The organism is Nocardia sp. NRRL S-836 (genome assembly GCF_001279525.1).
GTDB lineage: Bacteria > Actinomycetota > Actinomycetes > Mycobacteriales > Pseudonocardiaceae > Lentzea.
The window spans coordinates 362,057-380,517 of record NZ_LGDY01000001.1 but is presented as its reverse complement, the minus strand read 5'-3'; the positions used below and the strand labels follow the sequence as shown (position 1 = coordinate 380,517).

Annotated in this window: 12 protein-coding genes and 1 pseudogene; 5 read left to right on the top strand and 8 right to left on the bottom strand. The window is 69.2% G+C overall.

The window, feature by feature from the left end; genetic code table 11:
* The first annotated feature begins 7 nt into the window (after positions 1–7).
* On the top strand, positions 8–1,513 hold the full coding sequence (locus ADL03_RS01820; RefSeq protein WP_053731549.1) for an alpha-N-arabinofuranosidase: 1,506 nt from the start codon (positions 8–10) through the stop codon (positions 1,511–1,513).
* Here the strand turns inward: ADL03_RS01820 and ADL03_RS01815 are convergent.
* The 4 genes from ADL03_RS01815 to ADL03_RS01800 form a co-directional block, all read right to left on the bottom strand.
* Positions 1,507–2,889 carry a glycoside hydrolase family 43 protein gene (locus tag ADL03_RS01815; protein WP_053731548.1) on the bottom strand — a complete coding sequence of 461 codons (1,383 nt, stop codon included), beginning with the start codon at positions 2,887–2,889 and terminating at the stop codon, positions 1,507–1,509. The two genes, ADL03_RS01820 and ADL03_RS01815, sit on opposite strands and share 7 nt — an antisense overlap.
* A gap of 70 nt (positions 2,890–2,959) precedes the next feature.
* Positions 2,960–4,456 carry a family 43 glycosylhydrolase gene (locus tag ADL03_RS01810; RefSeq protein ID WP_053731547.1) on the bottom strand — a complete coding sequence of 499 codons (1,497 nt, stop codon included), beginning with the start codon at positions 4,454–4,456 and terminating at the stop codon, positions 2,960–2,962.
* A 41-nt stretch (positions 4,457–4,497) separates the two neighbouring features.
* Positions 4,498–5,448 (bottom strand): arabinan endo-1,5-alpha-L-arabinosidase, encoded by a 951-nt coding sequence (locus ADL03_RS01805; protein ID WP_053731546.1) that lies wholly within the window; start codon positions 5,446–5,448, stop codon positions 4,498–4,500.
* A 652-nt stretch (positions 5,449–6,100) separates the two neighbouring features.
* Positions 6,101–7,171, bottom strand: a complete 1,071-nt coding sequence (locus ADL03_RS01800; RefSeq protein ID WP_053731545.1) for a LacI family DNA-binding transcriptional regulator — start codon at positions 7,169–7,171, stop codon at positions 6,101–6,103.
* Between the two features lie 452 nt (positions 7,172–7,623).
* Here ADL03_RS01800 and ADL03_RS01795 point away from each other — a divergent pair.
* From ADL03_RS01795 to ADL03_RS01780, 4 genes and pseudogenes are all read left to right on the top strand, one after another.
* A pseudogene (locus ADL03_RS01795) lies at positions 7,624–10,340 on the top strand (hypothetical protein).
* An 8-nt stretch (positions 10,341–10,348) separates the two neighbouring features.
* Positions 10,349–10,528 carry a hypothetical protein gene (locus ADL03_RS01790; protein ID WP_053731544.1) on the top strand — a complete coding sequence of 60 codons (180 nt, stop codon included), beginning with the start codon at positions 10,349–10,351 and terminating at the stop codon, positions 10,526–10,528.
* Positions 10,525–11,862, top strand: a complete 1,338-nt coding sequence (locus ADL03_RS01785) for a right-handed parallel beta-helix repeat-containing protein (RefSeq protein WP_197287983.1) — start codon at positions 10,525–10,527, stop codon at positions 11,860–11,862. The genes ADL03_RS01790 and ADL03_RS01785 overlap by 4 nt, the downstream gene beginning before the upstream one ends.
* A gap of 190 nt (positions 11,863–12,052) precedes the next feature.
* The gene (locus ADL03_RS01780) at positions 12,053–13,666 is read left to right on the top strand and encodes a family 43 glycosylhydrolase (protein ID WP_197287982.1); all 1,614 of its coding nucleotides are present in this window, start codon (positions 12,053–12,055) and stop codon (positions 13,664–13,666) included.
* 134 nt (positions 13,667–13,800) lie between these two features.
* Here the strand turns inward: ADL03_RS01780 and ADL03_RS01775 are convergent, their stop codons facing one another.
* The 4 genes from ADL03_RS01775 to ADL03_RS01760 form a co-directional block, all read right to left on the bottom strand.
* Positions 13,801–14,685, bottom strand: coding sequence for an alpha/beta hydrolase (locus ADL03_RS01775; protein WP_053731632.1), 885 nt, complete (start codon positions 14,683–14,685; stop codon positions 13,801–13,803).
* A gap of 82 nt (positions 14,686–14,767) precedes the next feature.
* Positions 14,768–15,808 (bottom strand): rhamnogalacturonan acetylesterase, encoded by a 1,041-nt coding sequence (locus ADL03_RS01770; protein WP_053731542.1) that lies wholly within the window; start codon positions 15,806–15,808, stop codon positions 14,768–14,770.
* Positions 15,809–15,819: 11 nt separating this feature from the next.
* A complete protein-coding gene (locus tag ADL03_RS01765) occupies positions 15,820–16,830 on the bottom strand; it encodes a glycosyl hydrolase 53 family protein (RefSeq protein WP_053731541.1) in 1,011 nt (336 codons plus the stop codon).
* A 344-nt stretch (positions 16,831–17,174) separates the two neighbouring features.
* On the bottom strand, positions 17,175–18,221 hold the full coding sequence (locus tag ADL03_RS01760) for a LacI family DNA-binding transcriptional regulator (RefSeq protein ID WP_053731540.1): 1,047 nt from the start codon (positions 18,219–18,221) through the stop codon (positions 17,175–17,177).
* Between the last annotated feature and the right edge of the window lie 240 nt (positions 18,222–18,461).

The following is an 18,461-nucleotide window of genomic DNA, read 5'->3' as shown; positions in this document are numbered from 1 at the left end:
GAGAACCGTGCTCAACGCCTCTCTGGTCCTCAACCCCCACTACGTCATCGCGCCGGTGCGACGCAGGCTCTTCGGGTCGTTCGTCGAACACATGGGCCGCTGCGTCTACACCGGCATCTACGAGCCAGGGCACCCGACCGCCGACGAGGACGGTTTCCGGGGCGACGTGCTGGCACTGGCCCGCGAGCTCGGCATCGAGCTGGTCCGGTACCCCGGCGGCAACTTCGTCTCCGGCTACCGCTGGGAGGACGGCGTCGGCCCGGTCGCCGGGCGGCCGGTGCGCCGCGAGCTCGCGTGGCACAGCCTGGAGACCAACGAGGTCGGCATCGACGAGTTCGTCCGCTGGGCGCGCAAGGCCGACGTCGAGGTGATGTACGCGGTGAACCTCGGCACCCGCGGTGTCGCCGAAGCGCTCGACGTGCACGAGTACATGAACCACGACGGCGGCACGCACCTGTCGGAGCTGCGCAAGGCGAACGGGTCCAAGGCACCGCACGGGGTGAAGCTGTGGTGCCTGGGCAACGAGCTGGACGGTCCGTGGCAGCTCGGCCACAAGACCGCGCACGAGTACGGGCGGCTGGCCGCCGAGACGGCCCGTGCGCTGCGGCAGGCCGAGCCGGACCTGGAACTGGTGGCGTGCGGCAGCTCGAACTCGGCCATGCCCACGTTCGGCGAGTGGGAGGCCACCGTGCTGGAGCTGGCGTACGAGGAGGTGGACCACATCTCCCTGCACGCCTACTACGAGGTGCTGGACGGTGACGTGGACAGCTTCCTCGCCTCCGCGGTCGACATGGACCGGTTCATCGAGAGGGTCGTCGCCACGGCGGACGCGGTCGGCGCGCGGCTGAAGAGCGACAAGCGGATCACGTTGTCGTTCGACGAGTGGAACGTCTGGTACATGCAGCGGTTCCACGACACTCCGCGCACCGAGTGGGAGGTCGCGCCGCGGGTCATCGAGGACCGGTACGACGTGACCGACGCGGTCGTCGTCGGCAACCTGCTGATGTCGTTGCTGCGGCACAGCGACCGGGTGGCCGTGGCGTGCCAGGCGCAGCTGGTCAACGTGATCGCGCCGATCCGCAGCGAGCCGGGCGGGCCCGCGTGGCGCCAGACGATCTTCCACCCGTTCGCGTTGACCTCGCGGCTGGCGCGCGGGCAGGTGCTGCGGGTGGAGACGTCCTCGCCGACGTACCGGACCAAGCGCTTCGGTGACGTCCCCGTCGTGGACGCTGTCGCGACCCACGATCCCGAAACGGGCGACACGGTGGTGTTCGCGGTCAACCGGCACCAGACCGAGCCGGTGGACCTGCGGGCGGACCTGGCCGCGTTCGGCGAGGTGGCGGTGGCCGAGGCGTGGTCCGTGCACGACGAGGACGGTGCGGCGACCAACACCGAGGCCGACCCGGACCGCGTCGTCCCACGACCGCGGCAGGCCGACGTCGTCGACAGCGGCCTGCACGTCGTCCTGCCGCCCAGGTCCTGGACGGCCGTCCGCCTCACCGGCGGTCAGTAGCCGACGCGGAAGGTGGCGTCCTGGCGGTCGGCCGCCGCCGACCCGGCCGAAATCGGGTCGATGCGCAGGACGTATCCGGAGTGCCGGATGTGGCGGTCGGGGAAGTTGTGGGAGCGGAACGAGGTCCACGCCGGGTCGGCGAGTCCCGCGACCCGGTGGAAGGTGGCGTCGGCGGCGAAGGTCGTGCTGCCGTCGTTCGCCGCCAGGACGAGCGCGTAGTCGGCGTGGCGCAGGTAGCGGTCGGGGTAGTTGACCGAGCGGAACGAGATCCCGGCCGAGGCCGCCAGGCCCGGGACGAGCTGCCACATCGCGTCCTGGTACGGGTCGAACGGGTAGGGGTCGATGCGGGCGGTGTTGCCGGTGTGCCGGATGAGCTGGTCGGGGAAGTTGTAGGACTTGATCCGGTTCCAGGTGGGCGTGCCCCAGCGGCTGACCAGGGCGTTGTACTCGGTCGCGGTGATGCCGCAGATGGTGGGGTGCTTGGCGTTGAGCGGCTGGGTGTACTGGGCCTTGGTCAGCGGCGACCACGAGTCGGCGGCGATGTTGCCCGAGCGCCAGGCGTACAGCTCGCCGTTGACCGGTGAGTACGAGTCGCCCCACAGCCACCACTCGTCGCGGTCGTGCGCCTTGACCACGATCGGGGCCTCGATGCCGCCGCTCACCACGCCGGCGGTGTAGGTGCCCCGGTCGAAACTGCGCGGGGTGAGCGTGGCGGACCGCGCACCGTGCAGGCGGCCGTCGCTGAAGCTCTTGTAGTACAGGTAATTCGTGCCGTTGCCGACGTGCACGGTGGCGTCGAGGACGTTGAAGCCGGGGTCGAAGAACAGCTGCGGTGCGCCGACGTTGACGAAGTCGGTGGTGTAGTTGACGTAGAACGCGTCACGGCCGCCGCTGTTGGCGGAGTAGAGGATGCCGTACTGGTTGCGCGAGGCGTCCCAGAACGCCTCCGGCGCCCACGTGTGGGTCGGCATGGAGTGCATCTTCAGCCGCCGGTATCCGGTGAACGACCGCAGGTCGGCCGAGTCCCAGGCGTGGATGTACTGGTTCTGGCGGGTGAAGTCGGTCCCGGTCAGGTCCGTCGCCAGCACGACGAACCCGCCGTTCTGCTTGCGCATGATGAACGGGTCCCGCAGGCCCCCGGTGCCCGCGGTGGGCGTGGTGACCGGGTTGCCCTGGTTGAGCGGCATCCAGTTCAGGCCGTCGGTGCTGACGGCCAGGTGCAGGGCGTACCGGTCGGCGACCTTGCCGGGTGACTCGGTGAAGTAGCCCATCGCGTAGGCGGTGTCACCCGGGGCGGCGAGGGAGGTGAGCCGGTTCGTGCCCGCCAGGGCGACCGCGGCCACTCCACCGGCGAGAAAAGTGCGTCGTTGCGGCACGGGACGTCTCCTGTCCGGAGCGGTGGGGGATGGCCGGCGGCGCGGGCCGCCGGCCATCGGAGGGGATCGGTCAGGCCGCGGGTTCGCCGGATGGGGCGGCGAGCTGCGTGCCGAGGCGGACCGGGGTGCCGAAGTTCGGCGTGCCGTCGGAGTTCCAGCTGAACTTCTGGGCACGCGTCGACCGGTTCATGTCACAGCCACCGGAGGCGCTGTCGTTGGCGTGGTACACGATCCAGTCCTCGGTGCCGTCGGGCGACTTGAAGAACCCGTTGTGGCCCGGGGCGAACACGCCGTTGCCGTCGTTGCGCTGGAACACCGGGTTCGGCGACTTCGTCCAATGTGAGCGGTTGAGCGGGTCGGAACCGGTGAGCGTGAGCAGCCCCAGCTTGTAGTCGGGACCCCAGCACGCGCTGGCCGAGTACACGATCATGGTCTTCCCGTTGCGGTACAACGGTTCGGCGCCCTCGTTGACCGCACCGGTCTGCCGTTCCCAGGACAGCGTCGGCTGGCTGATCGTGCGCCGCGCGCCGCTGAGCGTGTAGGGGTTCGACATCGGGGTGATGGTCAACGACTGGGTGCCGTCCATCGCACTGCCCATCAGGTACAGCTTGCCGCCGTGCTGCAGGATGCTCGGGTCCAGCTCCCAGGTGTTGCCCAGGTCGGCCTTGAAGCTGTACGGCCCCATCGGGTCGGTGCCGGAGGACTCCAGCACGTGCAGCCGCTGGGTGGGGTTGTAGTCCGGCACGTTCTGCCCGGCGACGTAGTAGAGGTACCAGCGGCCGTTGAGCAGGTGGAACTCCGGTGCCCACATGTTGCAGCACCCGTTCGGCCGGCCGGACAGGCTGAAGACCACCTGGTCGGCGGCGCTCGACAGCCCGGCGAGGGTGCGCGACCGCCGCATGGTGATCGTGGAGTTCCACGTCGTCGTCGCCAGGTAGTAGTACCCGTTGTGGTACTGCAGCCACGGGTCCGGGCCGTTGCGCTTGATCGGGTTGGTGAACGTCCCCGCCGCCGGTGCGCCCAGCTTCACCAGCTGCCACTGCTGGTTCGCGCCACCGGTGTCCGGCCACTGCACCACCCGCGCGCCGTCGGCGGTGGACCACTCGTAGGTCTCCACGGCCTTGCCGCTGTTGCGGTTGAGCAGCCGCACGTACCCGCCGGACGAGTCCGCGAGCCGGAACTGCTGGCTGCTCGCGTTGCTGTCGGTCCACTGCACCACGTCGGCGGCGTCGGCCGTCGAGCCGCCCGAGACCTGGAGGACCTTGTTGCTGTGCTTCGACTTGAGCCGGTAGTAGCCGCCACCGGAGTCGACGAACTGCCACTGCTGCCAAGCCCCGTCGTTGCGCGTGTACTGCGAGATCCGGGCGCCGTCGTTGGTCGCGAGGTCGTAGACGTCCAACGCCTTACCGCTGTTGCGGTTGACCAGTACGTACGACGCGTTGGTGTCCACGGAGGCCGCCGACACCGCCGGTGGCAGGGCGGAGGTGACCCCGCCGAGCAACGCGGTGGTGGCGGCCAGGACAAGTGTGGTTCGCCGTCGTCCACGGCGGCTGATGGTCGAGATCATGCTCTTCTCCCTGCGGCTGCACGGATGTCGTTCGCATTCGATCAGTGGAGGTACGGCCAGCCGGCGGAGTCGATCGCCAGCAGGTTGATGCCCAGCAGGGACGCGCCGTTGTCCGCGTAGTAGTGGTAGACCAGCACATCGCTGTCGCTGTCGGCCAGCACGTCCTGGTGTCCGGGTCCGTGGATGCTGCCGTGGCCGGCGAGGATCTCCGTGCCACCACCGGAGGTCATGGCGGTGCCGTTGCGGTCGGTGTAGGGGCCGGTGACGCTGGTGGAGCGGCCGACCATGACGCGGTAGGTGCTGGCGGCGCCCTGGCAGCAGCGGTCGAACGAGACGAAGAGGTAGTAGTAGTTGCCGCGCTTGACGATGTTCGGCGCCTCGATCGCGCCGCCGTTGCGGCCGGCGATCGAGCGGATCGTGGAGTCGGAGCGCAGGCCGGTCGACGCGTTGAGCGCGATCATCTTGATGCCGGACCAGAAGGAGCCGAAGCTCAGCCACCAGCGGCCCTGGTCGTCGACGACGAGGTCGGGGTCGATGGCGTTGAAGTTGTCGCTGGTGCGCGACTCGACAACCAGGCCGCGGTTGGTCCACGTGCCGGAGTTGCCGCTGGGGCTGGTGGCCAGGAAGATCGCCGATCGGTTCGAGCCGAACGTCGAGGCCGAGTAGTACATCCAGTACTGGCCGTTGCGGTAGGAGAGGTCCGGCGCCCACAGGTTGCGGCTGTTCGCGGTGTAGGTGTCGGCCCACGGCGTGCCGTTGGGGAAGGCGGCGCCGGCGTTGCGGAACGCGGTGCGGTCGGCGGAGGTCTTGAGCGCGATTCCGTTGCCCGTGTGCGCGACCAGGTAGCTGCCGTCCGGGCGCTTGACCGTACTCGGGTCGTGCACGCCGATGTCACCGGTGACCCGGCCGGGCGCGGGGTAGGCCGCCGACGCGGAAGGTGTCACCGCGACGGTGACGACCAGGGCCAGCAGCGGTATCAGTACGCGTTTCATCGATGGGACCACGATGTCCTCGATTTCTGGCGAGTGGTTGCGGCGGCGCGGGTTTGACGCCGACGCGGTCCGGTGACCGCATCGGCTGGTGAGGTGTCGAGCAGTGTCAGGACGTCCGGTGCCGGTGTGGTGATCTGCGCAGGGCCAGGACATCGGCAGCCCGGAAAGCCGGCTGCGTGAGTGAGCTCATGCCTCGCCTCCTCGCGAGCGGGAACCTGAGTGCACCACCGGTCGTGTTCCGAGCTATAACTTCGGCTGCGCTTTTAGCACGATAACGATGACCGACACCTCCGACAAGACCTGCTGTTATCGCTAACAGTGGTTGTGCTGTCGAATTTTTCGACCACAGGTGTTTCGAAACACTTCTGAACTGCCCAAACACTTGATCAACCAGGGCGGAAACGCTGCTGTCGGCGAAGGCTATGTTAGCGATAACATCACTTGGCGATGCTGTTCGGTGGTGCGCGACGCCGATCAGCGCCGCTGTGACGAGCTGGTGCGGTCCGGTGTGGACGGTCCCGTTGTCCCGCGATGTCGAAGTGGTGTCATCGGCGGTCTGCACGTGCCCGCGGGTGGAGTCGGTGTCGTCTTCCGGCCACCATCGACTGTCTCGACGTCGGAGCTGCCGCTGCCTGACCCCGTGCCCGGGGTGTCAGGACACGCGGGGACGGACCGAGTCGCGGATCACCAGGTGCGTCCCGAGGACGACGTGCGGAGGTGTGCCGCCGCGTGCCTCGTGCTCCAGCGCGAGGCGCACGGCGGTGCGCCCGATCTCCTCGTGCGGCAGGTGCACGCTGGTCAGGCCGAGGTCGAGCGACGACTGCAGGTCGTCGAACCCCACCATCGACACGTCGTCGGGCACCCGGAGTCCGTGTTCGGCCAGTGCGCGGCAGGCGCCGCCGGCGATGAGGTCGTTGAGGGCGAAGACCGCGGTGAAGTCGAGGGGGCCGGTGGCCAGCCGCTCCTTCATCATCCGATAGCCCTCGTGCCACTCCATCGTCGTGCCCTCGACCTCGAGCGCGGGGTCGTGCGGCACGCGGTGCGCCTCCAGCGCCCGGCGGTACCCGGCCACCCGGCCTTCCTGCGTGGTGTGGCCGGGACGCGTGCCGAGGCACAGGATGCGCTCGTGTCCCGCGGACAGCAGGTGACTGGTCGCCGCGAACGCGCCACCCGTGTTGTCGTACTCCACGACGACCGCGGGTACGTCGGGGCCGAGCGGAGGGCGGCCGCACAGCACCAGCCGGGAACCGATCGCGCTCAGGGCGTGCGCGTACTGGCCCATGCGCTTGCGGTACCTCTCGTCGGCCACGACGTTGCCGACCAGGATGACCGCCTCGGCGTGCTGCTCCCGCATGAACTTCACCATCGCGAGCTCACGCTCGGGGTCGCCGCCGGTCGTGCCGATCAGGCAGAGCCGGCCTTCGGCGGCGGTCTGGGTCTCCACGCCCTGCGCGACATGCGCGTAGTGCGGCGAGGTCACCGAGTTGAGCACTATGGCGATGCTCTTGGCGGACGTGCCCGCAAGCGCACGGGCGTGGGCGTTGGCGACGTAGTCGAGTTCCTCGACGGCGCGCAGGACGCGCTTGCGGGTGGCAGGGGCGGCCGGGTAGTCGCCGCTCAGGATGCGCGACACGGTGGCCACGGACACGCCGGCCCGTTCCGCCACCTCGCGGATCGTGGACCGCCGCCGGCCGTTCGCCTGTTCGCTCGCCCGCCGCGTCATCGTCCACCGGCCCTTCCCGTCACCGCAGTACCGGGGATTGTTCCAGAAAACGGTTACCGAACCGGTTGTACCCCGAGTTGAGTCGAACAGGTCGAAATGCCATCGACGGGCGCCTTGCGGTGCCAGCGCGATCGAGCATGCCACTCGATGAGCTCCACCCGCATCGGCGATGTGGAAGCCGTGAGCAGAAAGCCCTTGTGCACCCCTTACGCCGTTGCTGTCCAAGCCCGCGCGCCCTGGTGGGGAGACAGCTGCCTGACAGTCGAAGACTGTCGAATCCGAGTTGAACCGCTTACCTCGGATGGATCGAATGCATGATCGACCGGTGGCATGCCAAAACCATTGCTGAAAAGGAAAGTAAGGACGGCGGGCTTGACACGATCAAGAAAACCTTGGTTCGCTCGCCGCAGCGATAGTAACCGTTTTAACCTCGGCTCAGGTGGAGGGCAACGATGCCCGAACTGTCTCGCCGCACTCTTCTGGTCGGCGTCGCGATGACCGGCGCGGCAAGCGGGCTGCCAGCACCGGCACAAGCCGGCACCGCGCTGAGCGGTCAGCCGACACCGGTCACGGACGCGGAAGTTCCGCTGCACTGGCTGGAAAGCGATGCGCCGCAGGCACTCGTCGGTACCACCTGGGGAGTGCCGTGGGCGCGGGGCGCTCTGTCCCAAGGCAGTGAGTTGTCCCTCACCACGGCTGCGGGCCAGGCCGTACCCGTGCAGTCGTGGCCGACTGGTTTCTGGCCGGACGGGACGGTCAAGTGGACCGCACACGCGATCGGCACGGAGGTCGCGCCGGCGCGGGAGTACCTGCTGCGCAGGGGAAAACCGGCCGCGCCCGCCGCCCCGTTGCGGATCAGCCAGAACCGCGAGGAGGTCGAGGTCGACACCGGCGTCATCCGCTGCCGGATCGCTCGCCGCGGCCGCGTCCTCGTTCCGTCGATCTCCAGGGGAAACCGGACCGTCGCCACCGGCGGCACCCTGGTCTGCCTGCGCAAGAACACCGCGGACGACGCTCCCGAGGTGGTGCGCACCGAACGGTTCACCGCCGACGTCCGTGCGGTGACCGTCGAGCAACGTGGCCCGGTCCGCGCCGTGGTCCGCATCGAGGGCGCGCACCGCGCCGAGCGCGGCCCTCGGGCGTGGCTGCCGTTCACGATCCGGCTGTACCTGTACGCGGGTAGCGACGGCATCCGCATGGTGCACACCTTCGTCTTCGACGGCGACGCGAACAAGGACTTCATCTCGGGCCTCGGTGTCCGCTTCCAGGTGCCGATGACCGATCAACCGCACGACCGCCATGTGCGCTTCGCCGGTGAGGGCGACGGCGTGTTCGGCGAGGCCGTTCGCGGCGTCACCGGTCTGCGCCGTGATCCCGGTGCGGCGGTGCGGCAGGCGCAGATCGCCGGACGAGCGACACCTCCGCTGTCCACCTGGGACACACGGGTGAGCGGCCGGCTGCAGTACGTCCCGGCCTGGGGCGACTACAGCCTGCGGCAGTTGTCCGAGGGCTGCTTCGACGTCCGCAAGCGCACCCGTGCGGGCCACGGCTGGATCCCGGTGGACTCCGGGCGCCGGGCGTCCGGCCTCGGCTACGTCGGTGGGATCAGCGGCGGGTTCGCGTTTGGCATGCGGGACTTCTGGCAGCTGCACCCCACGCAGCTCGACGTCCGCGGCGCGGCCGGGGAGACCGCCGAGGTGACGATGTGGCTCTGGTCGCCCGACGCCACCCCGATGGACCTGCGCTCCTACCACGACGGGATGGGCCAGGACACGTACCCGGAACAGCTCGAAGGGCTGGAGATCACCTACGAGGACTACGAACCTGGCTTCGGCACGCCGTACGGGATCGCCCGCACCACCGAGCTGTCGTTCTGGGCCTTGGACGCCACGCCGTCCGCCGAGCGGTTCGCGCAGCTGGCCGCGGCCGTCCGCACGCCGCCGTTGATCGTCGCTTCACCGGCTTGCCTGCACAGCGCCGGTGTCTTCGGGGACTGGAGCCCGGTCGACCGCGGCACCCCGGCGCGGCGGGAGGTCGAGGACCGGCTGGACTTCCTCTTCGACCACCACCGCGGCCAGGTCGAGCAGCGCAGCTGGTACGGGTTATGGAACTACGGCGACATCATGCACACCTACGACCCCGACCGGCACGTGTGGCGCTACGACGTCGGCGGGTACGCGTGGGACAACTCCGAGCTCTCCACGGACCTGTGGCTGTGGTACCAGTACCTGCGGTCCGGGCGCGCCGACGTGTTCCGGTTCGCCGAGGCCATGACCCGGCACACCGGCGAGGTGGACGTCTACCACCTGGGCAGGTGGCGCGACCTCGGCACCCGGCACGGCGTGCAGCACTGGGCGGACAGCGCCAAGCAGCTGCGGATCAGCACCGCCGCGTACCGCCGGTTCTACTACTTCCTCACCGCCGACGAACGGGTTGGCGACCTGATGCGCGACCTCGTCGACGGCGATCGGACGTTCCTCGTCCTCGACCCGCTCCGCAAGATCCGCACCGAGCCCTACGAACCGGATCCGCACGCGTTGTCCGTCTCGCTCGGCACCGACTGGAGCGGTGTCGCCGCCGCCCTCCTCACCAGTGGGAGCGTGGTGGGGACCCGGTCGCGCTGCGCAAGCTGTCAGCGGGCGCTCGCAGCATCGGGGCGCTGCCCAACGGCTTCGTCCAGGGCAGCGGACTGTACGACCTGGACACCGGAGCCTTCGCGCCGGCGAAACCGGCTGTCTCCGTCGGTGCGCTCGGCGCGGTGTTCGGCCTGGTTGAGATCTGCAGCGAGCTCGTCGGCCTGCTCGACATCCCGGAGTTCACCCACGCCTGGCTGCAGTACTGCCGCCTGTACAACGCCACGGCCGAGGAACAGCAGGCCGAGACCGGTCAGTCGTTCGGCAGCCTGAACCTGCGGCAGGCCCATTCCCGGCTCACCGCGTACGCCGCGGCGAAGACCGGCAACGCCTCGTTGGCCGCCAGGGCGTGGCAGGAGTTCTACACGGGCCACGCCGGTTACCCGCGCAACGCACCCTGGACAGCGGTGCGGGTCGACGGCCCCGCCGTGCTCAAACCGGTGGACGAGGCGAGCTTCGTGTCCACGAACGCCTCCGCGCAGTACGGCTTGGCCGCGATCCAGTGCCTTGCGCTGGTCGGGGACCACCTTCCCTGACCGGAGCCGTGGCCGTCCTGCTGTCCGCGACAGCGGCGGCCTCCACGATCAACGCGGCGGCGCCCGGCGGCGTTGCGCAGGCGGCCGCCAGACCGGTGGAGAACCTCGGCCGCGGCCTCCTCGCCCGGCGCCGGCCTGAGCCGCCCGCTCAGGCCGAACATCACTCATCCAGGCAGGTGAAGCTGTGAGAACCACGAAGTTCATGACCCGTGCCCTCCTGCTGGCGGTGGTCACGGCGAGTCCGCTGGTGGTGGTCGCCGGCTCGGCAGCCGCGGCCGGAGCCGTCTACTACGTCGCCCCGAACGGCAACGACGGCGCAGCGGGCACCCAGGCCGCCCCGTGGGCGTCGATCGCCCGCGCGCAGACCACCGCCAAAGCCGGTGACACGGTTTACTTCCGGGGCGGCCGGTACGCCTACACCCGCGCGACCGGTGCCTGTTCCAGCCAGACCGCCAGGGTCTCCGCGATCGTCCTGAACAAGAGCGGCAGCTCCGGCAACCCGATCCGGTACTGGGCCCAGCCGGGGGAGAAGCCCGTCTTCGACTTCTCCGGCATGAGGGACGACTGCCGCATCAAGGGCTTCGACGTGACCGGCAGCCACCTGCACCTCAAGGGCCTGGAGGTCACCGGTGTCCCGCAGAACAACAACCGCAACCACGAGTCGTGGGGGCTTTTGATCTCGGGCGACAACAACGTCTTCGAGCAGATAGACACCCACCACCACATGGGCGCCGGGCTGTTCATCGACGGCGGGGGCGGCAACCTCGTGCTGAACTCGGACTCGCACGAGAACTACGACTCGCGCAGCTCGAACGGTGCCGGTGAGAGCGGTGACGGCTTCGGGTCGCACTACACGCCAGCCGGACAGCCCTCGAACGTGTTCCGGGGGTGCCGGGCGTGGTGGAACTCCGACGACGGGTTCGACCTCATCCACACCTATTCGCCGGTGCTCATCGAGAGCTCGTGGGCGTGGCGCAACGGGTACGTGCCAGGCACGACGACGTCCGCGGGCAACGGCGCCGGTTTCAAGATGGGCGGCTTCGGCGCCAAGTACGACGCCGGGGCGGTGAAGCACACCGTCCGCTCCTCGGTGGCGTTCCTCAACAAGGCCGCGGGCTTCTACTCCAACCACCACCCGGTCGCCAACGACTACTTCAACAACACCGGCTACGGCAACCACCCCGACTTCGACATGCGGGGCATCAACTCGACCGGTACGTCCGTCGGCCGGGGCACCCTGCGCAACAACATCGCCTACACCGGCACGCTGCTGGCGAACATGGACGGCACGACGGCGTCGCACAACTCCTGGAACCTCGGCGTCCCGTTGTCGGACGCGCAGTTCCGCAGCGTCTCGACGTCCGGCTGGGACGCACCCCGGCAAGCCGACGGCACCCTGCCCGCGCTGCCGCACCTCCGCCTCGCCGCGAACAGCGCGTTGATCGACAAGGGCACCGGCGTCGGCTTGCCCTACAACGGAAGCGCGCCGGACCTCGGCGCCTTCGAGAGCGATGGAAGGTGACGTTTTGAGGCAAGCACCGCGGGTCGCTTCGAAGTACTGGAAGTTGTCCGCCACCGCGTTGTTGTCCCTGGCACTGGCCGTACCGCTCTGTGCGAGTACCGCCGTGGCGGGACCAGCGGTGGCCCGGACGCAGACAACCGGGGCAGCGGGAACGCGGCTCCTGGACGAAGGGGCGGCCGCTGGACCGGTGGTGGAACGCGGCCTCGACCACCTGGTGTCCGACTACCGGACCCGCGTTCCGTCGCAGTACACGGCCGACTCCTGGGCCCCCTTCGCCAAGGCTCTGACCACCGCCGCCGGCGTCGCCGGCAGCAGGTCGGCCACCACCTCGGAGGTCGCCGCCGCGAAGACGGCGCTGATGAACGCCGCCGCCGAGCTGAAGGCCGCGGACGAGGGCACGTTCCAGACCATCACGAACGACACGTTCTGGAACGACACCAGCGGCAACCCCATCTACTCGCAGGGCGGCGGAGTCTTCAAGTTCGGCGACACCTACTACTGGTACGGCGTGCACTACGCCGGTGCCGAGCTCTACCGCGCCAATCCGACGAAGAAGTACGACGGCAACGTCTCGTTCGTGTCGATCCCGGTGTACTCGTCGAAGGACCTGGTGAACTGGAAGTTCGAGAACCGGGTCGCGACGCGGTCCACCGGCGTGGGCAACGGCGCCGACCTGGGTGGTGCGGGCTGGGTCGGCCGGCTCGGTGTCTCCTACAACGAGAACACCGGCAAGTACGTGCTCGCCGTGCAGATGTGGCACACGGGTCGCGGCGGACACGGTGTTCTGCTGCTGCAGGGCGACTCGCCTACCGACACCTTCGACTACGGCTACTTCCAGACGCAGATCACCAACTCGCCCACGACCGGCACCGGTGACCAGACCGTCTTCACCGACGACAACGGCAAGGACTACCTGGTCTTCTCCAACCGCGAAGGGCGTTCGCGCGGCTTCGTGGCCAAGTTCCGCGAGTCCGACTCGCTGCGGATCGAGCCGGCCGTGGAGATCCGCCGCGGCGACGGCCGCGAGGGCAACGCCATGTTCAAGCTCGACGGCAAGTACTACCACGCGGCGTCGGACCCGCACGGCTGGAACAGCTCCGTCAACTACGTCAACGAGTTCGGCAGCGTCCAGAGCGGCTACTCGGCCGAGTACGTGCTTCCGGGCACCGAGATGGACTACAGCCACGTGACCCAGACCGGGTTCTTCGTGACGGTCAAGGGGACCAAGCAGAACACGGTGGTCTACGCCGGCGACCGCTGGGCCGACTTCGCCTGGAACGGCATCGGGTACAACCAGTGGGTGCCGATCACCAAGACCGGTGCGCGGCCACAGTTCCACTCGGTGAGCCAGTGGCAGTTCAACGTCACGACCGGCGAATGGCGCGCCGGACCGGCGAACAACCACATCCTCAACCCGGACATCCAGGCCGACCGCGTCATCGTCTCCAGCGTCCGGGGATGGCGGAACCTCGGCGGTGCGGTCACCAACGTCAACGGCGGTGTGAACGGGTCCCGCTTCGCCCTCCAGGTGAGCAACAGCGGGGGCGTGGAGCAGCGGATCGAGTCGGTGCCCGCGGGCACCTACACCCTGGCCCTGCACGCTCGCGGCAGTGCCGGACAGGTCGTCGTCACCGGCGCCGACGGCAGCCAACGCACCCTGAGCATCCCGTCGGCGAGCGGCTGGACCAGGCGCGAGCTCACCGGCGTCGTGCTCCCCGGCGGGGCCGCCACCGTCACCGTGCGGGCGTCGGGTTCGGGCGGTGTCGTCGTCGACCAGCTCTCACTGGTCAAGACCTCACCGTGACGTGACCAGGGCAGCGTCAGCGAGGTGATCGCCGACCTCCACCACGGCCATCGGCGCCGGGTGGAGGTCGGCTCGCGCCTAGCTGAGCACGTGGCCGGGGCCTTGGACGCGTCGTAGCCCCGGCAGGTCCGGTGTCACCCCAGCTGGGCTTCCCACCTGGTCTTGGAGCCGGACGCGTCGGCCGGGAGGCGGTCCCGTGCGGCGGTGTCGCCGTACATGGTCCAGCGGGCCCAGTCGACGACGGTCCTGGGGAAGCGCTGGTCGCTCCAGAAGCTGGTGTGGCTGCCGCCGACGAAGGTGAGGAAGGCCTTGGGCCACCGCAGCTCCGCGTACGCCTGCCGGGCGGAGGAGTAAGACGTGGTCGAGTCCTTGTCGCCGTGGACGAACAGGACCTTGGCGGTGACCGAACCGGCCGGGTCGCCCACGTCCACGCAGGACTGCGGGTTGGCGGAGATGATCCGGCTGTCGGGCCAGCGGGTCAGCAGGCCGTGGGTGACCATGCCGCCCAGGGAGTGGCCGGAGACGCCGACCCCGATGCCGGTGTTGATGTGCCCGGCCAGCGGTCCGCTCGCGTTGAGGGCGAGGGTGTCGGTGAGGACCTGCGAGACGTCCTTGGAGGTGTTGCCGTTGTTGACGTCGTCGAAGCTGTGGTTGAAGTGCGGGGCCGGAACGACGAAGCCCGCCGAGGCCAGGGCCCGGATGATGAACAGGGAGTTCTGCGGACTGCTGCCGAAGCCGTGGGTGAAGTTGTAGACGGGGAAGACCCCGGCGGCGGCAGGGGCGTTCGTCACGGGATTGCCACCGGCCGTGCCGGTGGCGGGGTAGTAGACGTAGGTGGTGATCCGGCGGCTGCCGCGCGTCCAGCTGTACTGGCGCACACCGACGGCGAACGGCGTGGCCGGCGCGGTTCCCAGGGGCGCGGCGGGAACGGCACCGGCCGGGCTGGAGCCGAGCAGGGTCGCGCTACCCGCGGTCGCCGCTGCGACCGTGCTCAGCCTCAGGAAGGTACGTCGTTGCATCGACACGATGACTCCTTGCAGGGGTGGGGAGGTGTGCGAAGCGGCGGCGGGAGAGTCGGCCGCGGCGAGGCGGGCCGGAAGGTCAGCGCAGGTAGCCGGTCAGCGGCAGGTTCAGCTCCCGGACGCCCTGCACGACGAGGTTCGCCATCTCCGCACCGCCGCGCTCGGAGAAGTGGGTGTTGTCGCCCGTTTCCCTGGTGAGGTACAGCGCCTGTGACGCCGACGGTCCCATCGACTCGACGAGGACCTGGCTCTTGGCGGTCAGGTCGATGACCGGCACGTTCGCGCTGCGGCCGAGCGCCCGCATCACGGCGGGCAGGTCCACGCCCGCGCCGTTGACGTGCAACGCGGTCCCGGTGAGCTTGCTGCCGCTGAACTGCCGGCGCACAGGTGGCGTCACCAGCACCGGAACGCCGCCGCGCTCGCGCACGCCGTTGATCAACCGGGTGAGGTTGTCGCGGAACGCCGTCGCGGTCGTCTGCTTGTCGTTGTGACCGAACTGGACGAACACCAGGTCCTTGCTCTTGATCAGCGGCTTCACCGTCGGGAACAGCACGCGGTTGGACAGGAAGCTGCCGGAGCTCTCGCCGGAGTCGCCGTAGTTCGCGATCACGGCACCGCCGCGGACCCTCGCGGGCAGGAACTGGCCCCAGCCCGCGTAGGGCGCGGTCGGCTGATCGCAGGTGGTCGAGTCGCCCGCGAGGTAGGTGACCAGCGGGGCGGCGGCCGGTGTGACGGTGAGCGCGCCGATCGCGGGTGCGCTGCCGCCGAAGGTGATCTGCAGGCCCGGCGTGCCGGTGCCGCCCTGACCGGTGGGCTGACCCTCCGGGTTGCGGACGTTGACCGTCGCGGTGGCGCGGACGATCTGGCCCGCGGTCGTGGGAACGGCGTCGAGAACTTGCCTGCGGGCTTCCACCGACATGGAGGTGTTGGCTGCCTTGGTGGTGCTGCCGAGTTCCACGGTGATGTCGTAGTTGCCCGGTGCGACGTCGAAACTGCATTTGACCGGTGCGGTGCCGGAACACTGCGGCGGCAACGCCGCGGTTGCCGCCACAGCGGGGATCGGGGCCAGCACGGCCACGTTGACCGCGGCCGTGAGGAGCGCGAGACGCTTGAGGGACATCGGTTCTCCTGTCACACGTCGAGGAAGCCGTCCATGGCGGCGGTGGGACGGCGATCGCTGGTCCAAGCGGTCATGCCGTAGCCGGTGAACGGCGAGTAGCCGGCGGGTTCCCAGAAGAACGTGCCCAGGCCGCCGAACCCCTTGGTGGTGGTGATGAACTGCCGCAGCCCGTCGCGGACCTGGTTGGCCTTGCCGACCGGTCCTCCGTATTCGACGTGCATGACCGGCTTGCCGTAGGTGGACTGGATCGTCCGCATGTTGCCGGCGATCGGTGCGACGTTGCTGCCCTGGGCGTAGGAGGACAACGCGGTGATGTCCCACTTGCCGCCGTTGCCGCGGTAGGCGTCGAAGAACCGCTGGATGCTGTCCATCTTCTGCGGCTGGGCCAGGTGCACCATGACCGGCGTGGCCGGGAAGACCTGTTTGGACACGTCGTAGGCGCCGTTGAGCAGACCGGTCATCTGGGACGGTGTGCTGACGCTGCCGACGGGCGAGCAGATGCCGCTGTTCTGCTCGTTGCCGATCTTCACCCAGCCCGGCGTGACACCGCCGGCCTTGAGCAGCCGCAACGAGTCGTCGACGTACCTGCGCAGCGCGTCCCGCATCTGCGGATAGCTCATGTTCGCCCACGCCTTGGGCGGCTTCTGCACACCGACGGAGTTCCAGGTGTCACCGAAGTGGAAGCCGAGCAACACCTGCATGCCCGCGTCCCGGCACCGCTGCGCCATCTTCGCGGTTTCCTGGATGCCGCAATGCCCGTCGGTCGGGCTGTTCGACGGGTTCACCCAGGTGCGCAGGCTGATCGCGTTGATGCCGTAGCCCCTGAGGATGGTGAACAGGTCCTGTCGCTGCCCGGACCTGGTGAGCCAGTAGTAGCCGTTGGCCTCCATCTGCGGCATCCAGCTGATGTCGGCGCCCTTGACGTAGGTCGCCGCGGACGCTGGTGGAGCTGTGCCCAGCGCGAGGGCACCGGCTCCGGCGGCCGCGCCGATCATCAGGCTGCGGCGGGAGATTTCGGTCATGACGAATCACCTCTTCTTCGGCAGGGCGGTGAAGAGAAGTCGGAGCGGGCCGATGTGGTCAGGCTGTTCAGCGGCCGCCGGGTACCGCGCACCAGGTGCCGCTCGGCGCCAGCGCGGTGATCTTCTTCGCACGGCACACGTCATGCGCGGTCATTCGATCTCCTTTGATCGAGCGAGGCCAGCCGAGAGGTCGCGAACTGTGAACGTGCACGGTCTCGTGGGACGCGCGATTAGCCTTGATAGAACCGTATTCAGGTGATCGTTTCAAGTGAGCGGAATGGATTCCTGTGAACGTGCACAGTCTGGTCGAAATTCGACCGCCGAATTCGACGGCGCCGGTCGGATCAGGCTGACTCGCGGACGACGAGCTCGGTCGGCAGGATCACCGCGGCCGGCCCCTCGCCGTCGATCTGGGCCAGCAGCTGGCGCGCCATCATCTCGCTGATGCGGTTCCACGGCTGCCGGATGGTGGTCAGCGGGGGACGGGCAGCGGTTGCGACCGGCGAGTCGTCGAAGCCGCCGACAGCGATGTCGTCGGGCACACGCAGGCCCGCCCGCTCGATCGCCGCCAGCGCGCCGTCGGCCATCAGGTCCGACGCCACGAAGACGGCGTCGACGTCCGGTGCACCGGTCAGCAGCCGCTGCATGCAGCCCTCACCGCTGGCCCGGCTGTAGTCCCCGACCGCCACCAGCCGCTTGTGGTAGGAGATGCCGTGCTCGGCGAGCACTTCCCGGTAGCCGGCAAGCCGTTCCAGTCCACCGGGCGTGTCCTGCGGGCCGGCGATGGTCGCGACGTGTTCGCGGCCGGACTCGATCAGGTAGCGCACCATGGCCTTGGCGCCCTCACGGTCGTTGGCCGTCACGTAGGACACCGCCTCGTGCTCACCGAGCGGCTCGCCGCAGCACACGAACGGCAGGTTGGCCTGCCGGAGGTGGCCGATCATCGGGTTGCCGCGGTGCGAGGAGACCAGCAGCACGCCGTCGACGTGGTGCGCCGACAGGAACGGGGCGATGCGGCGGCGTTCGGCCTCGGTGCCCGCGGTGATCAGGACGAGCGGCAGGTCGTGCTCTGCCAGTGCGGTGGTGCAGCCGCGCAGCAGGGTGGTGAAGTTGGGGTCCTCGAAGAACCGCTCCTGCGGCTCTGACAGGAGGAACGCCACCGAACCCGCGCGCTGCGTCACCAGGCTGCGGGCCGCCCGGTTCACCACGTAACCCAGCTTGCGGATCGCGGCGTGCACCGCCTCCTGCGACGCCGGGCTGACGTTGTGCCCGCCCTGCAGGACGCGGGAGACGGTGCCGCGCGACACGCCGGCGTGCGCGGCGACGTCGAGGATCGTCGGCGGCCGCTTCGTTCGCGAGCGCGCTCGCCGTTGTGGCGCGGTGTCCGTCATGTGCCCTCATCCGCTGTGACCGGTGGTCACGACTTTACGGCCCCGTCAACAGGTTGACGCGCCAGTAGCGCCGCAGGGCGAGCGACAACTCGATCAGGAGGATCTGCACCGTTTCATACCGGCGGAGTGGCCGCTTCGGATGAACGCGCTTCCACGCGGGCGCGCACTACGCGCCACCGCGCCGGTGCCGTGACCGGCGACAACCGTCACGGCACCGGATGAGGGGCGGTCAGACCGCCC